Origin of the sequence: Enorma burkinafasonensis (assembly GCF_902150035.1) — a bacterium.
Taxonomy (GTDB): domain Bacteria; phylum Actinomycetota; class Coriobacteriia; order Coriobacteriales; family Coriobacteriaceae; genus Enorma; species Enorma burkinafasonensis.
Genome location: NZ_LR597502.1, coordinates 187,015 through 202,153, shown reverse-complemented (window position 1 = coordinate 202,153; position 15,139 = coordinate 187,015). Strand labels below are relative to the sequence as shown.

Annotated in this window: 13 protein-coding genes; 5 read left to right on the top strand and 8 right to left on the bottom strand. The window is 70.3% G+C overall.

Annotated features, from left to right (window positions below):
• Positions 1-39: 39 nt before the first annotated feature.
• The gene (locus FS885_RS02370) at positions 40-1,140 is read right to left on the bottom strand and encodes a glycosyltransferase family 2 protein (RefSeq protein ID WP_144743396.1); all 1,101 of its coding nucleotides are present in this window, start codon (positions 1,138-1,140) and stop codon (positions 40-42) included.
• Positions 1,133-2,290 (bottom strand): glycosyltransferase family 2 protein, encoded by a 1,158-nt coding sequence (locus FS885_RS02365; protein WP_186365745.1) that lies wholly within the window; start codon positions 2,288-2,290, stop codon positions 1,133-1,135. Before FS885_RS02365 ends, FS885_RS02370 begins: the two co-directional genes overlap by 8 nt.
• A 240-nt stretch (positions 2,291-2,530) precedes the next feature.
• On the opposite strand from FS885_RS02365, the gene FS885_RS02360 reads away from it, so the two are divergent.
• From FS885_RS02360 to FS885_RS02350, 3 genes are all read left to right on the top strand, one after another.
• Entirely contained in the window at positions 2,531-3,613 is a 1,083-nt protein-coding gene (locus FS885_RS02360; RefSeq protein ID WP_144743394.1) for a glycosyltransferase, read from the top strand.
• A gap of 298 nt (positions 3,614-3,911) precedes the next feature.
• Complete coding sequence (locus FS885_RS02355; RefSeq protein ID WP_144743393.1) at positions 3,912-4,913, top strand: hypothetical protein; 1,002 nt, start codon at positions 3,912-3,914, stop codon at positions 4,911-4,913.
• 65 nt (positions 4,914-4,978) lie between these two features.
• On the top strand, positions 4,979-6,250 hold the full coding sequence (locus tag FS885_RS02350; RefSeq protein WP_144743392.1) for a hypothetical protein: 1,272 nt from the start codon (positions 4,979-4,981) through the stop codon (positions 6,248-6,250).
• 449 nt (positions 6,251-6,699) lie between these two features.
• Here the strand turns inward: FS885_RS02350 and ettA are convergent, their stop codons facing one another.
• Positions 6,700-8,379, bottom strand: a complete 1,680-nt coding sequence (gene ettA / locus FS885_RS02345) for an energy-dependent translational throttle protein EttA (RefSeq protein WP_144743391.1) — start codon at positions 8,377-8,379, stop codon at positions 6,700-6,702.
• A gap of 372 nt (positions 8,380-8,751) precedes the next feature.
• Between ettA and FS885_RS02340 the strand changes: the two genes are divergently transcribed.
• Together FS885_RS02340 and FS885_RS02335 are read left to right on the top strand one after the other, a co-directional pair.
• On the top strand, positions 8,752-9,522 hold the full coding sequence (locus tag FS885_RS02340; RefSeq protein WP_144743390.1) for a tRNA threonylcarbamoyladenosine dehydratase: 771 nt from the start codon (positions 8,752-8,754) through the stop codon (positions 9,520-9,522).
• Between the two features lie 24 nt (positions 9,523-9,546).
• Complete coding sequence (locus FS885_RS02335; protein ID WP_144743389.1) at positions 9,547-10,320, top strand: TatD family hydrolase; 774 nt, start codon at positions 9,547-9,549, stop codon at positions 10,318-10,320.
• A gap of 109 nt (positions 10,321-10,429) precedes the next feature.
• On the opposite strand, the gene FS885_RS02330 is transcribed toward FS885_RS02335, so the two are convergent.
• The 5 genes from FS885_RS02330 to frlD all read right to left on the bottom strand — a co-directional run bounded on the left by FS885_RS02330 (position 10,430) and on the right by frlD (position 15,108).
• On the bottom strand, positions 10,430-11,950 hold the full coding sequence (locus FS885_RS02330; RefSeq protein ID WP_144743388.1) for an FGGY-family carbohydrate kinase: 1,521 nt from the start codon (positions 11,948-11,950) through the stop codon (positions 10,430-10,432).
• A 9-nt stretch (positions 11,951-11,959) separates the two neighbouring features.
• A complete protein-coding gene (locus FS885_RS02325) occupies positions 11,960-12,769 on the bottom strand; it encodes a BtpA/SgcQ family protein (protein ID WP_144743387.1) in 810 nt (269 codons plus the stop codon).
• 132 nt (positions 12,770-12,901) lie between these two features.
• The gene (locus FS885_RS02320; RefSeq protein WP_102372391.1) at positions 12,902-13,330 is read right to left on the bottom strand and encodes a secondary thiamine-phosphate synthase enzyme YjbQ; all 429 of its coding nucleotides are present in this window, start codon (positions 13,328-13,330) and stop codon (positions 12,902-12,904) included.
• 3 nt (positions 13,331-13,333) lie between these two features.
• Entirely contained in the window at positions 13,334-14,194 is an 861-nt protein-coding gene (locus FS885_RS02315) for an amidohydrolase family protein (RefSeq protein ID WP_144743386.1), read from the bottom strand.
• 113 nt (positions 14,195-14,307) lie between these two features.
• Positions 14,308-15,108, bottom strand: coding sequence for a fructoselysine 6-kinase (gene frlD, locus FS885_RS02310; RefSeq protein ID WP_144743385.1), 801 nt, complete (start codon positions 15,106-15,108; stop codon positions 14,308-14,310).
• Positions 15,109-15,139: the final 31 nt, after the last annotated feature.

Below are 15,139 nucleotides of genomic sequence, written 5' to 3'. Positions count from 1 at the left end.
ATCTGCGGCCGCGCGGGGGCGCGACCGGAACCGGTAAGATCAGCCGCGGCGCAGCGCCCGCTCCACGCACTGGGCGAGGCCGCGCGTCGCGACGAAGAAGCGCATGAGGCCGGCCTTGCCCAGGTGGACCCCCGCGCCGTCCGCGCGCGCGACGGCATGGGCGGCGTGGCGCACGGCGCTCTGGCGCGGCAGGTCGGCCCAGCGGGGCCCGTAGGCGCGCTCCAGGAGCGCGACGAGACGACGGGCGCAGTGCGCGGAGGTCTCGGCGTCGACGCCCAGGATGTCGAAGAGCGTGAAGTCGAGGCACCAGGTGACCATCTCGGCCGGGCAGAGCGCGCCGATGCCGTGCTCCTCCCAGGCGCCGAAGATGCTCGCGAGCACCTCGAGGTGCTGCTCGAGCTTGCGCGAGCGCGAGGAGCGTGCGTTGAAGACGTGCGTGAGCGAGCCGTCCGTCATGCGGTAGCGGTAGAGCCTGTCTGCGATGAGCACCGTGGTGCGGGCGAGCGGGTAGACCGTGAAGTGGAACGGCACGTCCTCGGCGAAGCGCAGCGACTCGTCGAAGCGGATGTCGCAGCGCTCGACGAAGGCGCGCGAGAGCACCGTGCGCCAAGCGTAGGGCTGGGCGTTCGCCGAGAAGAGCAGCGCCGGGTCGAAACCGCGAAAGACCCCGTCCTCGGGGCTCAGCAGGCGCTTGATGCGCGCCGATGCCGCCTCCTCGGGCTCGCAGACGGCGCCGAACGTCACCGCATCTACGTCCGGAGCCGAGGCGAAGGCGGCGAGCACGCGCTCGCAGAGGTTCGGCTCGACGGTGTCGTCGGAATCGAGGAAGGCGACGAGCTCGCCGTGGGCCGCGGCAAGCCCGGTGTTCCGGGCGGCGGAGAGGCCGGCGTTCTCCTGATGGATCACGCGTACACGCGGGTCGCGCGCGGCGTACGAGGCGAGCACCGCCGCGGCGCCGTCGGGCGAGCCGTCGTCCACGCAGACGACCTCGATGTCGGCCACGGTCTGCGCGAGCGCGGAGTCGAGGCAGGCCGGCAGCGTCCGCTCGGTGTTGTAGACCGGCACGATGAAGCTGACGCGTGGCGCGAGCGCGGCGGCGGGCGCGGCAGCGGCCCCTGCGGGCCGCTCCCCCCTACTCATGGCGCACCCGGCTCATCGCGAAGGACACGAGCAGCCCCGGTCCGCCGAGCTTGAGGTAGTGCAGCATGCGGCCCACCGGGCCGGCACCTGCGTACGAGGCGTTGTCGCGGGCCCACCCGTCCGGGTCGCGCATGATGGCGGAGAGATTCGCGCGCTTCCACGGCTTGAGGTCCTCGAGCGAGAACGTGCCGCGCTCGAGCGCGCCGGCGAACTCGGCCGCCATGCGCTCGAGGAACGCCACGCGGAACCCCGGCGCGAGGCGCACGTAGCTCCACATGTAGGAATCGTACTTCGCCACCTGCGCGATGCGCGCAAGGTCGCGCGCCGCCGCCTTGCCATGGGCCGCGGTGAACTCGTGCGCGATCCAGCGCTCGATCTCGGCGTACTCGTCGCAGGTGCAGAACACCTTGTCGCGCGCGTTGACCGACGAGCCCTCGTTGTCCTGCCGGTAGCGGAGCACGGGTTCGTGCACGTAGGCGACGCGAGCCGCGCTCGCGAACACCTTGAAGGAGAACGAGCAGTCCTGGAAGGACGCGCCCGGGGTGGGCAAGAAGCGGATGGCGTTGCGCTCGAGGAAGTCGCGCCGGTACACGGCCGACCAGATCGAGGGCTTCTGGTAGAAGATGAACGGCTCGTCGAGGGGGCACGACGGCGCCGCACAGCGCTTCCCGGACGCGACCTCGAAGAACTCCGTGCGCTCATGGGGGCTCGACCAGAAGAGCTCGAAGTTGCCCTTGGCGACCTCGGCCCCTGCCGCCTCGGCGGCGTCGACCAGGCGCTCGAGCGCGTCGGGGTACATGATGTCATCGGGCTCGAGGATGCCGATGTAGGTGCCCCGCGCCAGGTCGAGGGCGCGGTTCATCGAGTCGCCGTAGCCGGAGTTCGCCTTCTCGACCACGCGGATGCGACCGTCCTCGGCGGCGGCTGCGCGCATGATCGCGGGCGAGCCGTCCGTCGAGCCGTCGTCGATGCAGATGATCTCGATGTCGGCGAGCGTCTGGGCGCGCGCCGAGGCGAGGCTCTCGAGCAGGTAGCGCTCGACGTTCATGATGGGCATGAGCAGCGAGACGAGCGGGGCGACTCCGTCGTGAGGGGCGGAATCGTCGTGCGGGGCGGCCATCGGGCCGTTCGCGTCGTTGGGGCTCTCCACGGGTCCCTCCTTGTCGTAGCGTTTCGCATCCATGATACCGCGCCGGCACGTGCGCGGGCGGCGCGAGCGGGAGCCTGGCATTTTCGCCACGGACGCCCGCCGCGTGGCGCGGCCCCTTTGCGGGTTTTTCGCCGCGGGAGGCCGTCTGCCGCGGGCGCGGCGCCGGCGCGCGGGGCGCTGCCCTATAATGGGGCTGCGCGAAAGCGCGCATCCGTCGTCGAGAACCGGAAGGCCGGCTCCGTGAGCACCGCAACCGAGAACAGTAACCACCAGGCGCAGCCCGCGTCCGTCCCGGGCGCCGCCGAGGCCGCACCCGCCGCGTCCGCGCCGGCCCCCGAGCCCCTCGAGCGCCTCGCGATCGTGGTGGTCACCTACAAGCGGCAGGAGCTCCTCGCGAACCTCTTCGACTCCTACGCCTCCCTCACCTGCGCCCCCTGGCGCATCGTGGTCGTCGACAACGAGAGCGCGCCCGAGACCCGCGCGCTCGTCGAGCGGACCGGCGCGCGCCTCGACGCGCTCTGGGGCCCGACCGGGCCGGACGCCGAGGGCGGGCGCTCGCGGATGGTCTACGCGCCGCAGACCGACAACCTCGGCGGCGCGGGCGGCTTCTCCGCCGGCGTGCGGCGCGCCTTCGAGCTGGGCGCCGAGTGGTTCTGGGTCATGGACGACGACGTGCTGGTCATGCCTCAGGCCATCGAGCGGCTCGCCCGCTGGACCGACCGCTACGACGTGGTGCAGGGCTCGCGCCTCGACTACGACGGCGGCCCCTTCTTCTGGCAGTACCAGCAGTTCACCGCGCTCGGCATACCCAACCCGCTGGCGAAATCGGACCTCGGCCCCACGGGCGCGCGGCGCATGAACTCACTGTGCTTCGAGGGCGGACTCTTCTCGCGCGCGGTCGTGCGGCGCATCGGCTTCCCCGACCCGCGCTTCTTCATCTACGGCGATGACGCCTGCTACGGCTACCTCGCCTCGAAGGTGACCGACACCGTCGTGGTCTCCGACGTGATCTTGCAGCGCAGCCGCGTGATCGCCAACTGGGAGGTCTCCGGCGTGCGGCAGCTCAGCAGCACGAGCGACACCAACCGCTACTACATCATGCGCAACCGCGGGTTCTTCGCGCGCTACCTGCGCGAACACGGCGACTACCGGCGCTTCCTCTTCGGCGTGGGGACGGCCGCAACGCTCGCCAAGGAGCTCATCCGCCTCGCGGTGGTCGACCGCACCTTCAAGACCGGCGTGCGCCAGCTCGTCCGCGGCATGCGCGCCGCGCGGAAGATCTACCGCGACCCCGACTGGAAGCCCATGCCGCCGGTGGCGTAGCGGCGCATCGCGGCCCCGTCCGCGCGTATAGATCGCCGGACCCGCACTGCCCGAGCGCGCCGGGCGACCACCGGGCGACCGCCGCCCGAGTCCGCCGAGCGACCGCCGCCCGCGCGCCCGCGAATCTCCATATCGTCTCCTCGTCTGTTCCCACTTTTTGTTGTCTGGGAAGATCGCGCCGCGCCGGCGCCGCGGGCGGGTAGGAGTCCTATAGTTTGCCCGGGCCGTGCGCACTCGAGCACCGCGCCGCGGCCCCATCGAACGGAATCTGACGCCCCTCGTGAAGGAGGCTCCCAATATGCCGACCTACCGCCCTACCCCCGATGACGGGTTCACCGACCGCCAGCGCACGCGCGTCTACCGGCGCGAGGCGCCCGAGGAGCGCCCCTCGATCGGCGGCACCCAGATCATGCGCAAGCGCGAGGAGGGCCTCTTCGAGGGCATCACGCTCCCCCAGGTCATCGCCGGCGCGGCGGCGGCAGCCACCTCGGTGCTGCTCGCCTCGAAGATCGGCATCGGCGGGTCGGTCATCGGCGCCGCGGTGAGTTCGGTGGTGACGGTGGTCTCCTCGCAGCTGTACCGCAAGTTCCTCACGGCGGGCGCGCGCAAGCTCAAGCAGGGCAAGGACCTCTTGGGGACGGCCCTTCCCGGGAGCGACGGCCCGGCGCGGGCGCGGCACGGCGAGGCGGCGGGCGGCTACGGGGTGCAGGCCGCCGGCGTCCCCGGGCGCACGACGGTCCTCGACCGGCGCGACACGGCCGCGGACCGCGCGGACAGCGCGTGGAACGCGCGCGTGGCGCCTGTGCGGCTGCAGGCGCGCGCCGAGGCGGAGCGGGCCGCGACCCAGCGCAAGGTCATCGGGTTCTCAGTCCTCATCGCCGCGATCGCCGTCGTCGCCTGCGCCTGCGCGATTCTGCTCGGCACCGCGGGCGAGGGCATCGGCACGAGGCCGGATCCCATCTTCACGCAGCCGGCGACGCCCGAGGAGCCCGCGGCGGAGGATGCCGCGACGGACGCGGCGGGTGGAGCCGGTGGCACGTCCTCCGCAGACGATGCGCGGGAGCCCGCGACACCCGCCGAGCCGACGTCCCCGGATGACGGCGGCGTCGTGGGAGCGGACGACCCGGCGACCGGCAACGGATCCGCAACCGACACGGAGACGGGAGCGGCCGGCGGGAGCCAGGACACCGTGGACAAGCCCTCCTCCCCCGCCACCGATGGCGACGGTTCCAGTGGCGCTGCCGGCGGGAACGCCGCGGCCGGGGCCGCTGCCGGCGGGACGGCGGCGGCCGCGAGCTAGGCGCCTGAGACGGCACCCTCTCCCGCGATGGTAAGATGCTGTACAGCCAACGGGAAAGAGGAAGCATGTCTCACGAGCAGCGACCGGCGCTCACCGCCGGCAACCGGATCTATCTCTACAACCTGCTGCGCCAGGCGATCGGCTGCGGCAGGCAGACCTTCATGACGCGCGTCGAGGAGGCGCTTGTCGCAGACGACCTCGCGCCACAGGATCTCGGCTTCGTCGACGCGCGCGAGCTCATGGAGGAGCTCTCCGAGTTCGCGCGGCTCACCGTATTCAAGGGCGGACGCATCTACGTGACCCTCGTCGCCCAGCCCGCCTGGGACGAGGCGCTCGATGCCGCGGACGCCGCCGCAAAGAAACCCGCCGGCGGCCAGGGGAAGCCCTGGAAGCGCAAGCGCGGCGACAAGACGGTGAAGCCGGTGCGCCCTCGCCACGTGCCGCGCGTCGAGGAGGAGCCGGCACCGGAAGCCGAGCCGGTGGCCGCGGAGGAAGCGGCGCCGGAAGCTGAACCGCTGGCCGCAAAGGAGTCGGCGGATGCCGAGGCCACGTCCGAGAATCCGGAGGGCGGCCGCGCTGCCGTCGAGGCCCATGACGAGGCTGCCGAAACGACAGCCGAGGAGCCGGCGGAAGCGGAGGCAGCGATGCCCGCCGAAGAGATGGAAGCCTCAGGCGCAGAGGAGGCGATGGCCGAGCAGGCAGGCGGAACGGCTGACGCCGATTCGGTCGCGGACGCCCCCGAAGCCGCCCTGGAGGAAGGCCCCACTGACGAGGCGACCGCACCTGAGGAGCCCGCGCCCGGCGCAGTGCCTCCCGCCCCCTCGATCTCGCTCACCATCACCTACATCCCCGAGGACCTGGAGACGGATGCGCAGGACGCCGTGGATGCGCAGGACGTCGCATCGCCGCAAGTCGGCGCGGCGGCAGCCGGCGAGACCGCCGAGCCCGCAGCGCAGGCGTCGCCTGCAGGCCCCGATCCCGTGCCCGAGAACCTCATCCCGCGAAACGACGGCGAGCTGCCCGAGGGCTTCCCGCGCGACTTCGCCCAAGACGTCTACTGCCCCGCGCCGCTGCTACGCGAGCTCGGGTACCTGCTGCCGTACGGCGCCGACGCGCTCGGCATCCTCACCGAGTACTACTACATCGCGCACCTGCGCGGCGAGCTCGAACACGGTCGCGGCCAGGCGTCGTTCCCCCTGCGCTACACGCAGAGCGGCGAGCGCAGGTCCGTCACCGTGCGCATCCGCCGACGCGCGCAGGGCACGCCGGGCGCGCCCTGGGAGGTCTCCGAGCTCGAGGATCCCACTGCAGACAAGGACTCCGCACCCGCGAACTGACCGCGCTGTGGCGGTTTATCGTACGCTTTCTGCAAAAGAGCCACTGGTATCGTACGTTCTCTGCAAAAGAACCAGTGGTATCGTAAGAAGAATGCAATTTTAAGACCAAGAGTGCATTAATCTTACGATGAACTACTGAGCTTTGCATAAATCGTACGATACCAGTGGTTCTTTTGCAGAAAAGATACGATGCGGCGGCATCCTACGGCATTCACCACAGACGCCCGATCGCCTGTCCCCGAGGCGGCGCAAGACGCCGCGGAATCAAACGGAAAACCTCCCCGACCTGCTCATACAAGGTGCGGGGAGGCTTGGCGTCCAGCGAAAGGGTCTTCGCATCGGCAACTCGCATCGGCAGACCCATGCGAAAAGGAGGGCGGCCCGATGCGCCCGCCGGTGCGACATGACAGGCAGCGAAGGCCGCTACCGGGCAGGCTCGCCCCACGCGGCTAATCGCGCGTGAGCTTGCGGTGGATGCGGTGCGGGCGCGCCGCGTCCTCGCCCAGGCGGGCGACGCGGTTCTCCTGGTAGGCCTCGAAGTTGCCCTCGAACCAATACCAGGCGCCGGGGTTCTCGTCGGTGCCCTCCCAGGCGAGGATGTGCGTCGCCACGCGGTCGAGGAACATGCGGTCGTGGCTGATCACCACGGAGCAGCCCGGGAACTCGAGCAGCGCCGCCTCGAGCGACGAGAGCGTCTCGACGTCGAGGTCGTTGGTGGGCTCGTCGAGGAGCAGGAGGTTCCCGCCCTGCTTGAGCGTGAGCGCGAGGTTCAGGCGGTTGCGCTCGCCGCCCGAGAGCACGCCCGCGCGCTTCTGCTGGTCGGAGCCCTTGAAGCCGAAGCTCGCCACGTAGGCGCGGCTCGGCACCTCGGACTCGCCGACGATCATGATGTCGTTGCCGTCCGAGACGACCTCCCAGAGCGACTTGTCGGGGTCTATGCCCTCGCGCCCCTGGTCGACATAGGAGAGCTTCACCGTCTCGCCGAGCGTGATGGTGCCCGAGGTGGGCTGCTCGAGCCCCATGATCATCTTGAAGAGGGTCGACTTGCCCACGCCGTTGGGGCCGATGACGCCCACGATGCCGTTGCGCGGCAGGCTGAACGAGAGGTCGTCGATGAGCACGCGCCCGTCGAACTCCTTGTGCAGGTGCTCGACCTCGAGGACCTTCGCGCCCAGGCGCGGGCCCACCGGGATGCGGATGTCGGTGTAGTCGAGCTTCTGGCTCGCGCGGGCCTCGGCCTCCATCTCCTCGTAGCGGGCGAGACGCGCCTTGTTCTTGGCCTGGCGGGCCTTCGGCGAGGAGCGCACCCACTCGACCTCGGCAGCCATGCGTTTGGCGAGCTTGGCGTCGCGCTGGCCCTGTGCGGCGATGCGCGCGGCCTTGGTCTCGAGGTAGGTCGAGTAGTTGCCCTTGTAGGGATAAAGGTGCCCGCGGTCGACCTCGCAGATCCACTCGGCCACGTTGTCGAGGAAGTAGCGGTCGTGCGTGACGGCGAGCACGGCGCCGGGATAGTTCTTGAGGAAGTGCTCGAGCCACAGCACCGACTCCGCGTCGAGGTGGTTCGTGGGCTCGTCCAGAAGCAGCAGGTCGGGCGCCTCGAGCAGGAGCTTGCAGAGCGCCACGCGGCGGCGCTCGCCGCCCGAGAGCACGTTCACGGGCATGTCGGAGTCGGGAAGCTGCAACGCGTCCATAGCCTGGCCGAGCTTGGAGTCGATGTCCCAGGCGTCCGCGGCGTCGATCTCGTCCTGGAGCCTGCCCATCTCGGCCATGAGGGCGTCGAAGTCCGCGTCGGGCTCGGCCATCTCCTCGCCGATCTTGTTGAAGCGGTCGATCTTGGCGATGAGGTCGCCGAAGGCCATGCGCACGTTCTCGATGACGGTCTTGTCGTCATCGAGCGGCGGCTCCTGCTCGAGGATGCCCACGGTGTAGCCGGGCGTGAGCCGGGCGTCGCCGTTGGAGACCTCCTCGATGCCCGCCATGATCTTGAGCAGGGTCGACTTGCCCATGCCGTTGGGTCCCACGACGCCGATCTTGGCTCCGGGATAGAAGCTCAAGGTCACGTCGTCGAGGATGACCTTGTCGCCATGCGCCTTGCGCGCCTGGTACATCTGGTAGATGAACTCTGCCATACGTTCCCCCTATGAACGGTGTGCTTGCGGGTCGTCCGGGCGCCGTCTGCGCCCGTTGCGCGGTGTTCGCGAGCTATCGTCTCAGATTGCCGCGCGCATTGCGGCGAGACCGCCGGTTTCCATCGGCAAACCATGGCAGGGCGCCTCCGGGCGGCTGTCGCCCGCCTCCGGATCCGCCACGGCGCATGGTCCCGTGCCCCCGGTGCCGGCGAGCACCGCGCCCACCGTCATACCGCGCTAGACGATGCGCGACATGAACCCCGGCCCCGGTGCGCCTGGCGCCCGCCCTCCCCCGGCAGGCGCGGCTGGGCTACACTGTTCCGTGAAGGCGGCCCGCCTTCCCTGCCGCCCATTCGAGAATCGGGAGCCAACATGGTCGAACGCGAGACGACCGCCACCGAACCCTCTGAGACCGCGCTGTCGCGGCTCGAGGCCATGTGGGGCGCGGAGGGCCTCGGGCGCATCCAGCGCTCGACGGTGATGGTGCTCGGCGCGGGCGGCGTGGGCTCCAACTGCATCGAGGCGCTCGCGCGCGGCGGCGTGGGCACGCTTGTCATCGTAGACGGCGACGCCGTCGCCGCCAGCAACATCAACCGCCAGGCCATCGCCTTCACGGACACCGTGGGCCGGCGCAAGGTCGACGTCATGCGCGAGATGATCGGCCGCATCAACCCCGGAGCCCGCGTGGTCGCCCGCGACGCGTTCGTGCGCGCCGAGGACGTCGAGGCGCTCATCGAGGACTGCCGGGCGGAGGCCGGCGGACGCATCGACTACCTCATCGACGCCATCGACACGGTCTCGACCAAGCTCGCGGTCGCCGACCTCGCCGAGCGCGCGGGGATACCCCTGGTGAGCAGCATGGGCGGCGCGATGAAGCTCGCACCCGAGCGCCTGCGCATCGCCGACATCTACGAGACGAGCGGCGACGCGCTCTCGCGCGTGATGCGCAAGGAATGCCGGAAGCGCGGCATCGGCCACCTCGACGTGCTCTACTCGGACGAGGAGCCGGTCGCGCGGCCGGCCTCCCCCATCCCGCACGATGGTTCGCGCCCCCCGCTCGGCACCGCCTCGTACTTCCCGCCCATCATGGGCCAGATGCTCGCCGGGTTCGTGATCCGCAAGCTCGTCGGGCGCGGTATCTGAACCGCCCGCGAAAGGAGGCTGACGATGCGCCTGGTCGACATGCACTGCCACCTGGACCTCATGGCCAACGGGCTTGAGGTCGCCCGGGAGGCCGAGGGGCGTGGGATAGGCTTCTTCTGCACGACGGTGACGCCGGACGGCACGCAGGAGGCGCGCCGGCGCTTCGCACCCTGCCCCAACGTCCGCGTGGGCGCGGGGCTCCACCCCTGGTGGCTCGCCGACGGCACCTGCGGGGAGGCGGATGTGGAGCGCGCCTGCGAACTCGCCGCCGAGGCCCCGTACCTCGGTGAGCTGGGGCTCGACGGGGGCAGGCGCGGTGCAGGCACGCTCGACGCGCAGACCGATGCTCTGAGGCGCATCCTGCGCTCCGCGGCGGCGCACCCGCTCGCGGGCCGCGCGGCGTCGTTCCATGCCATCAGGAGCGCCGGCGCCGTGATCGACCTCGTCGAGGAAACCGGCCTTACCGATGGCGCCGCCTGCATCCTCCACTGGTTCTCGGGCACGACCGACGAGCTCTGGCGCGCGGTCCGGGCAGGGTTTCTCTTCTCCGTGAACGAGCACATGCTCGCCACCAAGCGCGGCCGCGAGTACGCGCGCATCCTCCCCGAGGACCGCCTGCTCCTCGAGACCGACGCCCCGCCCGAGCTCGGCGCGCCCTATGGGCTCGATAAGATCGAGCGCTCCCTCGCATCGACCCTGGAACTCCTCGCCGAGCTGCGCGGGTGCGACCCCGAAGCGCTGGGGGCGGCCATCGCTCGCAGGTCGGCAGCTCTCTTAAGGTTCTCCGGCCATCGGTAGGCCACGCTGTCCCCAAAGAGGGGGCGGGCCCACCGGGACCCTCCCCTTCAAGATGCGACCAGATGAAAGCCGCGGCACAAACCCGGCAAAGCGCGCGGTAGGATGGCCCCTACTCCCCGAGCTCGTGCATGAGGTCGCGGTTGCGCTGGTAAAGCTCGTCAAAGATGTGCCGGCGGCTGGCGTAGAGCTCGTGCGCCGCGGCATCGGGCTCGATGATGGCGCCCTGGCCCACGCGCTCGGCGAGTTCGTCCCACGACGCGCACGCCCCGCCCGCGAGCGCCGCCATGAGGGCGTCGCCGTAGCTCGCGCCGACCGTGACCTTGGCGGTGAGGATCTCGCGCCCGCAGACGTCGGCGATCGCCTGCATCCACACGGGGTTCTTGGTGCCGCCGCCCACCGCGAGGATGCGGTTGACGGGCAGGCCGTGCTCCTGCTCCAGGATATCGACGTGCGCGGCGACGGTGTAGGCGATGCCCTCGAGCGCCGCGCGCACCACGTGCCCGCGCGTGTGCCCCATCGTGAGGCCGAAGAACGTCCCACGCGCGGCGGGGTCGTTGAGCGGGGTGGGCTCGCCGGCGAAATACGGCAGGCAGGCGAGGCCGTCCGCGCCGGGCGCGACGGCTGCCGCCTCCTCGGCCATGACCTCGTAGGCGTTGCGGCCGCCCGCCTGCTCGGCGGCGACGGCGTCGCGGTAGAGCTCGTCGCGCAGCCAGCGCGTGAGCGTGCCGGCGGTGTTGGTGCCGGCGCAGATGCCGTAGGTGCCGGGGATGATAAAGGTGCCCGGCCACAGGCGCGCGTCGTCGATCATGCGGTCGGCGAGGCAGATGAAGTAGCAGGTGCTCCCCAGCTGGACCATCATGTCGCCCGGGCGGAAGACGCCGGTCGAGATGGCCTCGGCACCGGAGTCGCCCGTGCCCACGAGCACCGGCGTGCCCGGGGCGATGCCGGTCTCGGCCGCCGCGCGCTCGCACACGCCGCCGGCGATGTCGGTCGCGGCGAGGACCTCGGCCATCTGGTCGGGGCGGCAGAAGTACCCGCAGTGCTCCTCGTCGATCTCCCATGTCTCGCGGTCGTACATGGGCAGGAAGTCCTCGGCGAGGTAGCGGTCGATCGTGAAGCGGCCGGTGAGCTTCGCCGAGAGATACGACGAGCCGGTGAGGAACTTGGCCGCATGCTCGTGCATCTCGGGCATGTTGTCCTTGAACCACAGCACCTTGGGCGCGATGTCCGACGAGCACGGGTCGTGCCCGATGAGGGCGCGGGCGCCGTCCTCGCCGAACTCGGCGATGAGCCGCTCGATCTGCGGCTGGCTGCGCGCGTCGATGCCGTAGAGGATCGCCGGCGCGAGCGCCGTGCCCTCCTCGTCGACCGGCACGCAGTCGCAGCCGAGCGCGGAGAGGCCCACACAGCCGATCTCGTCGCCGGAGATGCCGGCGGCGTCGATCAGCTCATGCGAGAGCGCGCAGAAGTCGCCCCACCACACGGCCTCGGCGTCGTGCTGGTACCAACCCGGCTGCGGGTTCTCGGTCGCATGCGCGCGGCTCGCCTGCGCGACGATCGAGCAGGCCTCGTCGATGAGGATGCCCTTGGACGAATCGGTCCCGATGTCGATACCCAGATAGTAGGCCATGACGCGCTCCTATTCCCCGCGGGCGGCACGGGCCGCCGCCATGAACGTCGCGACGCGCTCGGCGTCGACGGGCGCCGTGAACTGTCCGCCCTCCTTGAGGCACGTGCCCACGAAGGCGCCGTCGCAGCGCGTGAACACGTCCGCGACCGTCTCGGTCCTGCAGCCGGTGCCGCAGACCACGGGCACGTCACCCGAGACCTTGCGGACCCCGGCGATGACCTCGGCATCGGGGCCGCGACCGGCGGCGTCGCCGCCCACCACGAGCGCGTCGGGGTAGCAGTTGAAGATCAGCGAGTCGGCGATCTGCGCCGTGGTGCGGTCGTTCAGGTAGACCTCGCCCTCGCTCGTCACGAAGTGGAAGAGCTTGAGGTCGTCGAGGCGCAGCGCGCTCTTGAGGCGCATCGTGCGCGCGAAGTCGCGGTTGATGAGGCCCAGGTCGCCCGCCCAGGCGCCGCAGAACATGCAGCGCGTGAACTGCGCGCCCGTGGCGGCACACAGCTCGATCGTGGCGTCGCCGTCGTAGATGGCCTCGGCGCCCCAGGGGCACGAGATGTCGCCGGCGATGGACCCGATGACGTAGCCCATGGCGGCGAGCGTGGATGCCGAGACGTGCTGCTCGTAGGGCAGCGAGAACTCGTTGGTGATGAGGATGCCGTCGACCCCGCCCGCCTGCAGGGCCTCAAGGTCGCGTTTGGCGGCATCGGCCGCCTTGGCGACGCTCCCGCCCGGGTAGTAGAGCGGGTCACCGGGCAGCGGCCTCAGGTGCAGAAGACCGATGATCGGCTTCTCGGTACCGAAGAGCTCAGTGAGGAACGACATCCGTTCTCCTTCCACGACGACCCCGTCGGGCGGGACCACCCGACGGGGGAATCCGTATCCGGTCCCGGCTGGGCACCCGCGCGACGGCGCTTCGCGGGCAGCCGGGGCTTCAAGCGGTATATACCCGCCCGGCTACTCGCCGAGCACCTCGACGTAGATCCGGCGGCGCTGCGGGCCGTCGAACTCGGCGAGGTAGATGTTCTGCGCGCCGCCGCACACGAGCTTACCGTCCTTCACGGGGAAGAAGCAGCTGTTGCCGGTGATCATGCTCTTGATGTGCCCCTGCGAGTTGTTGCCCGTGGCGCCGTAGCTCGGCAGGAAGTGCGCGTGCGCGTAGGGCGCGTCGAGCGGCGCGATGCGGTCGAGGGCCGCGCCGAGGTCCTTCTCCACGCAGGGCAGGCCCTCGTTCACCACGATGCCGCAGGTGGTATGCGAGAGGATGACCGCGGCCAGGCCGTCGGTGACTCCGCTCGACTCCACCGCCGCGTGCACGTCCTCGGTGATGTCGATGAACTGATCGGGCTCGGTGCTGAGGTAGCTCAGCTCTTTCAGCGTGACCATGGCCTACTCCTCCCCGTCAAGGAACCTGAGCGCGTTGCCGCTGTACAGAAGCTCGCGGACGTCATCGGGCATGGGCACCGCGTCGAGGGCGCGCTTGAGCTTGAACGCGCGGAAGCGCGGCGTGTTGCTCGCGAACATCACCTGGTGCGAAAAGCTCCGCTCGAACCAGTGCTCGCCCATGTCGACGGTGAAGAGCCGGCTCATCATCTCCTCGGGCGAGTCGAGGTAGGTGATCGAGGTGTCGGCGTAGCAGTTGGGGTACTTGAGCAGCATCGCCACGGTCTCGCGCACCCAGGGCCAGCCGAAGTGCGTGAGGCTGAAGCGCACGTTCGGATGGTCCATGATGGTGCGCTCGAACGCGAGCGGATGGCTCTGGGCGAGCGGCGCCTTGGGCTCCCAGGACATGCCGGCGTGGAACACCACGGGGCGGTTGTAGGTCTCGCAGAGCTCGTAGAGCGGCTCGGCGAGCGGGTCGTCGGGCGCGAAGCCCTGCTTGGCCGGGTGCAGCGACAGGCCGCGGGCACCCAGGTCGCGGAAGGCCCGCTCGAGTTTCCCGGCGGCATCCGGGCAGTGCGGGTCGACGCTCGCGAAGCCGATGAAGCGGTCGGGGTGCGCCGCGACGATCTGGGCGATCTGCTCGTTGGTGGCGAAGCACCCGCCCGAGGCGGTCGTCGCGTCGATGGGCATGAGCGCGCTCAGCTGGACGTCGCCGGCGTTGAGCTCGACCTCGATCTCCTCCCAATCCATGGGGCCCATGTGCCCCATGCCGTACTCGCGCTCCCAGAACGCGAAACCGTCCGGGCCGTCGCCCGGCTTGTAGATCTCCCCGTAGAGCAACGGGTGGACCAGCATATCGATGACCATGGGGCCTCCTTACAGACAGCTCACGGATGCACGGGCCAGATCGGCGGCGAGCCCGCCGCGCGCGGCGCCCGGGCAAGCGGCCCGCCGTGCACGGACCGCCCGCCGCCTGCCCGCTAGTACGGCTTGAAGAGACCGATGACCTTCGACGAGAGCTCGGCGCCCGCCTGCATGCACGCGTCGATGTCCTTGCCGTCGAGCATGGCCTTGGTGAAGCCCGCGATGTAGGAGTCACCGGCGCCCACGGTGTTCACGAGCTCGGGGCACTCGACGATGCCGCACTCGTGGAAGCGCTCGCCGTCGTAGGCGATCGAGCCCTTGTCACCGAGCGTGGCCACGGCCACCTTGGGCCCCAGCTCCTGCACGTGCTTGACCCACTCGCGGAGCTCGGGCGTGTCCTCCTCGAAGGACATGAAGGCATAGTCCACGTAGGGGAAGTGCTTCTCGCACTCGTACTCCGGGTCCTGGCTGAAGACGGAGAAGTCCATGACGACGGTCTTGCCCGCCTCGTGCCACTCGGGCAGAAGCCCCAGGCAGTTGCCGAAGAGGTCCGTGTGGATGACGTCGTGCGTAAGCACGAAGGCCTCGTCCTCGTCGGTGAGGGCGTAGTGCTCCATGACGCCGTCGATGGCCTCGAGGTGCACGCGGTCCGTGCCGTTCTTGAGGTCCATGAGCATGACGCAGGTCTGGCCCTCCTCGGTGCGCAGATGCGAGATGTCGATGCCCTCGGCGGAGAGCGCCTCGCGCATGGCGGTGCCGTACTCGTCGGTGCCCACGACCGAGACGACCGACACGGGCACGCCCGCGCGCGCGAGGTGCACGCCCCAGTCGATGCCGTTGCCGGTGGGATAGAAGATGTCGAGCTTCTTGTAGACGTCGGCGCAGCAGAACCCCGCCGCGCAAACCTTGACGGTCATGATGGTTCCTCCCGATAAGGGCAGCGGGGCC

Excerpts from the sequence above, each read along its gene's own strand:
- FS885_RS02370 (WP_144743396.1), bottom strand. The coding sequence starts at position 1,140 with ATGAGTAGGGGGGAGCGGCCCGCAGGGGCCGCTGCCGCGCCCGCCGCC.
- FS885_RS02355 (WP_144743393.1), top strand. The coding sequence starts at position 3,912 with ATGCCGACCTACCGCCCTACCCCCGATGACGGGTTCACCGACCGCCAG.
- FS885_RS02350 (WP_144743392.1), top strand. The coding sequence starts at position 4,979 with ATGTCTCACGAGCAGCGACCGGCGCTCACCGCCGGCAACCGGATCTAT.
- ettA (WP_144743391.1), bottom strand. The coding sequence starts at position 8,379 with ATGGCAGAGTTCATCTACCAGATGTACCAGGCGCGCAAGGCGCATGGC.
- FS885_RS02340 (WP_144743390.1), top strand. The coding sequence starts at position 8,752 with ATGGTCGAACGCGAGACGACCGCCACCGAACCCTCTGAGACCGCGCTG.
- FS885_RS02335 (WP_144743389.1), top strand. The coding sequence starts at position 9,547 with ATGCGCCTGGTCGACATGCACTGCCACCTGGACCTCATGGCCAACGGG.
- FS885_RS02330 (WP_144743388.1), bottom strand. The coding sequence starts at position 11,950 with ATGGCCTACTATCTGGGTATCGACATCGGGACCGATTCGTCCAAGGGC.
- FS885_RS02325 (WP_144743387.1), bottom strand. The coding sequence starts at position 12,769 with ATGTCGTTCCTCACTGAGCTCTTCGGTACCGAGAAGCCGATCATCGGT.
- FS885_RS02320 (WP_102372391.1), bottom strand. The coding sequence starts at position 13,330 with ATGGTCACGCTGAAAGAGCTGAGCTACCTCAGCACCGAGCCCGATCAG.
- FS885_RS02315 (WP_144743386.1), bottom strand. The coding sequence starts at position 14,194 with ATGGTCATCGATATGCTGGTCCACCCGTTGCTCTACGGGGAGATCTAC.
- frlD (WP_144743385.1), bottom strand. The coding sequence starts at position 15,108 with ATGACCGTCAAGGTTTGCGCGGCGGGGTTCTGCTGCGCCGACGTCTAC.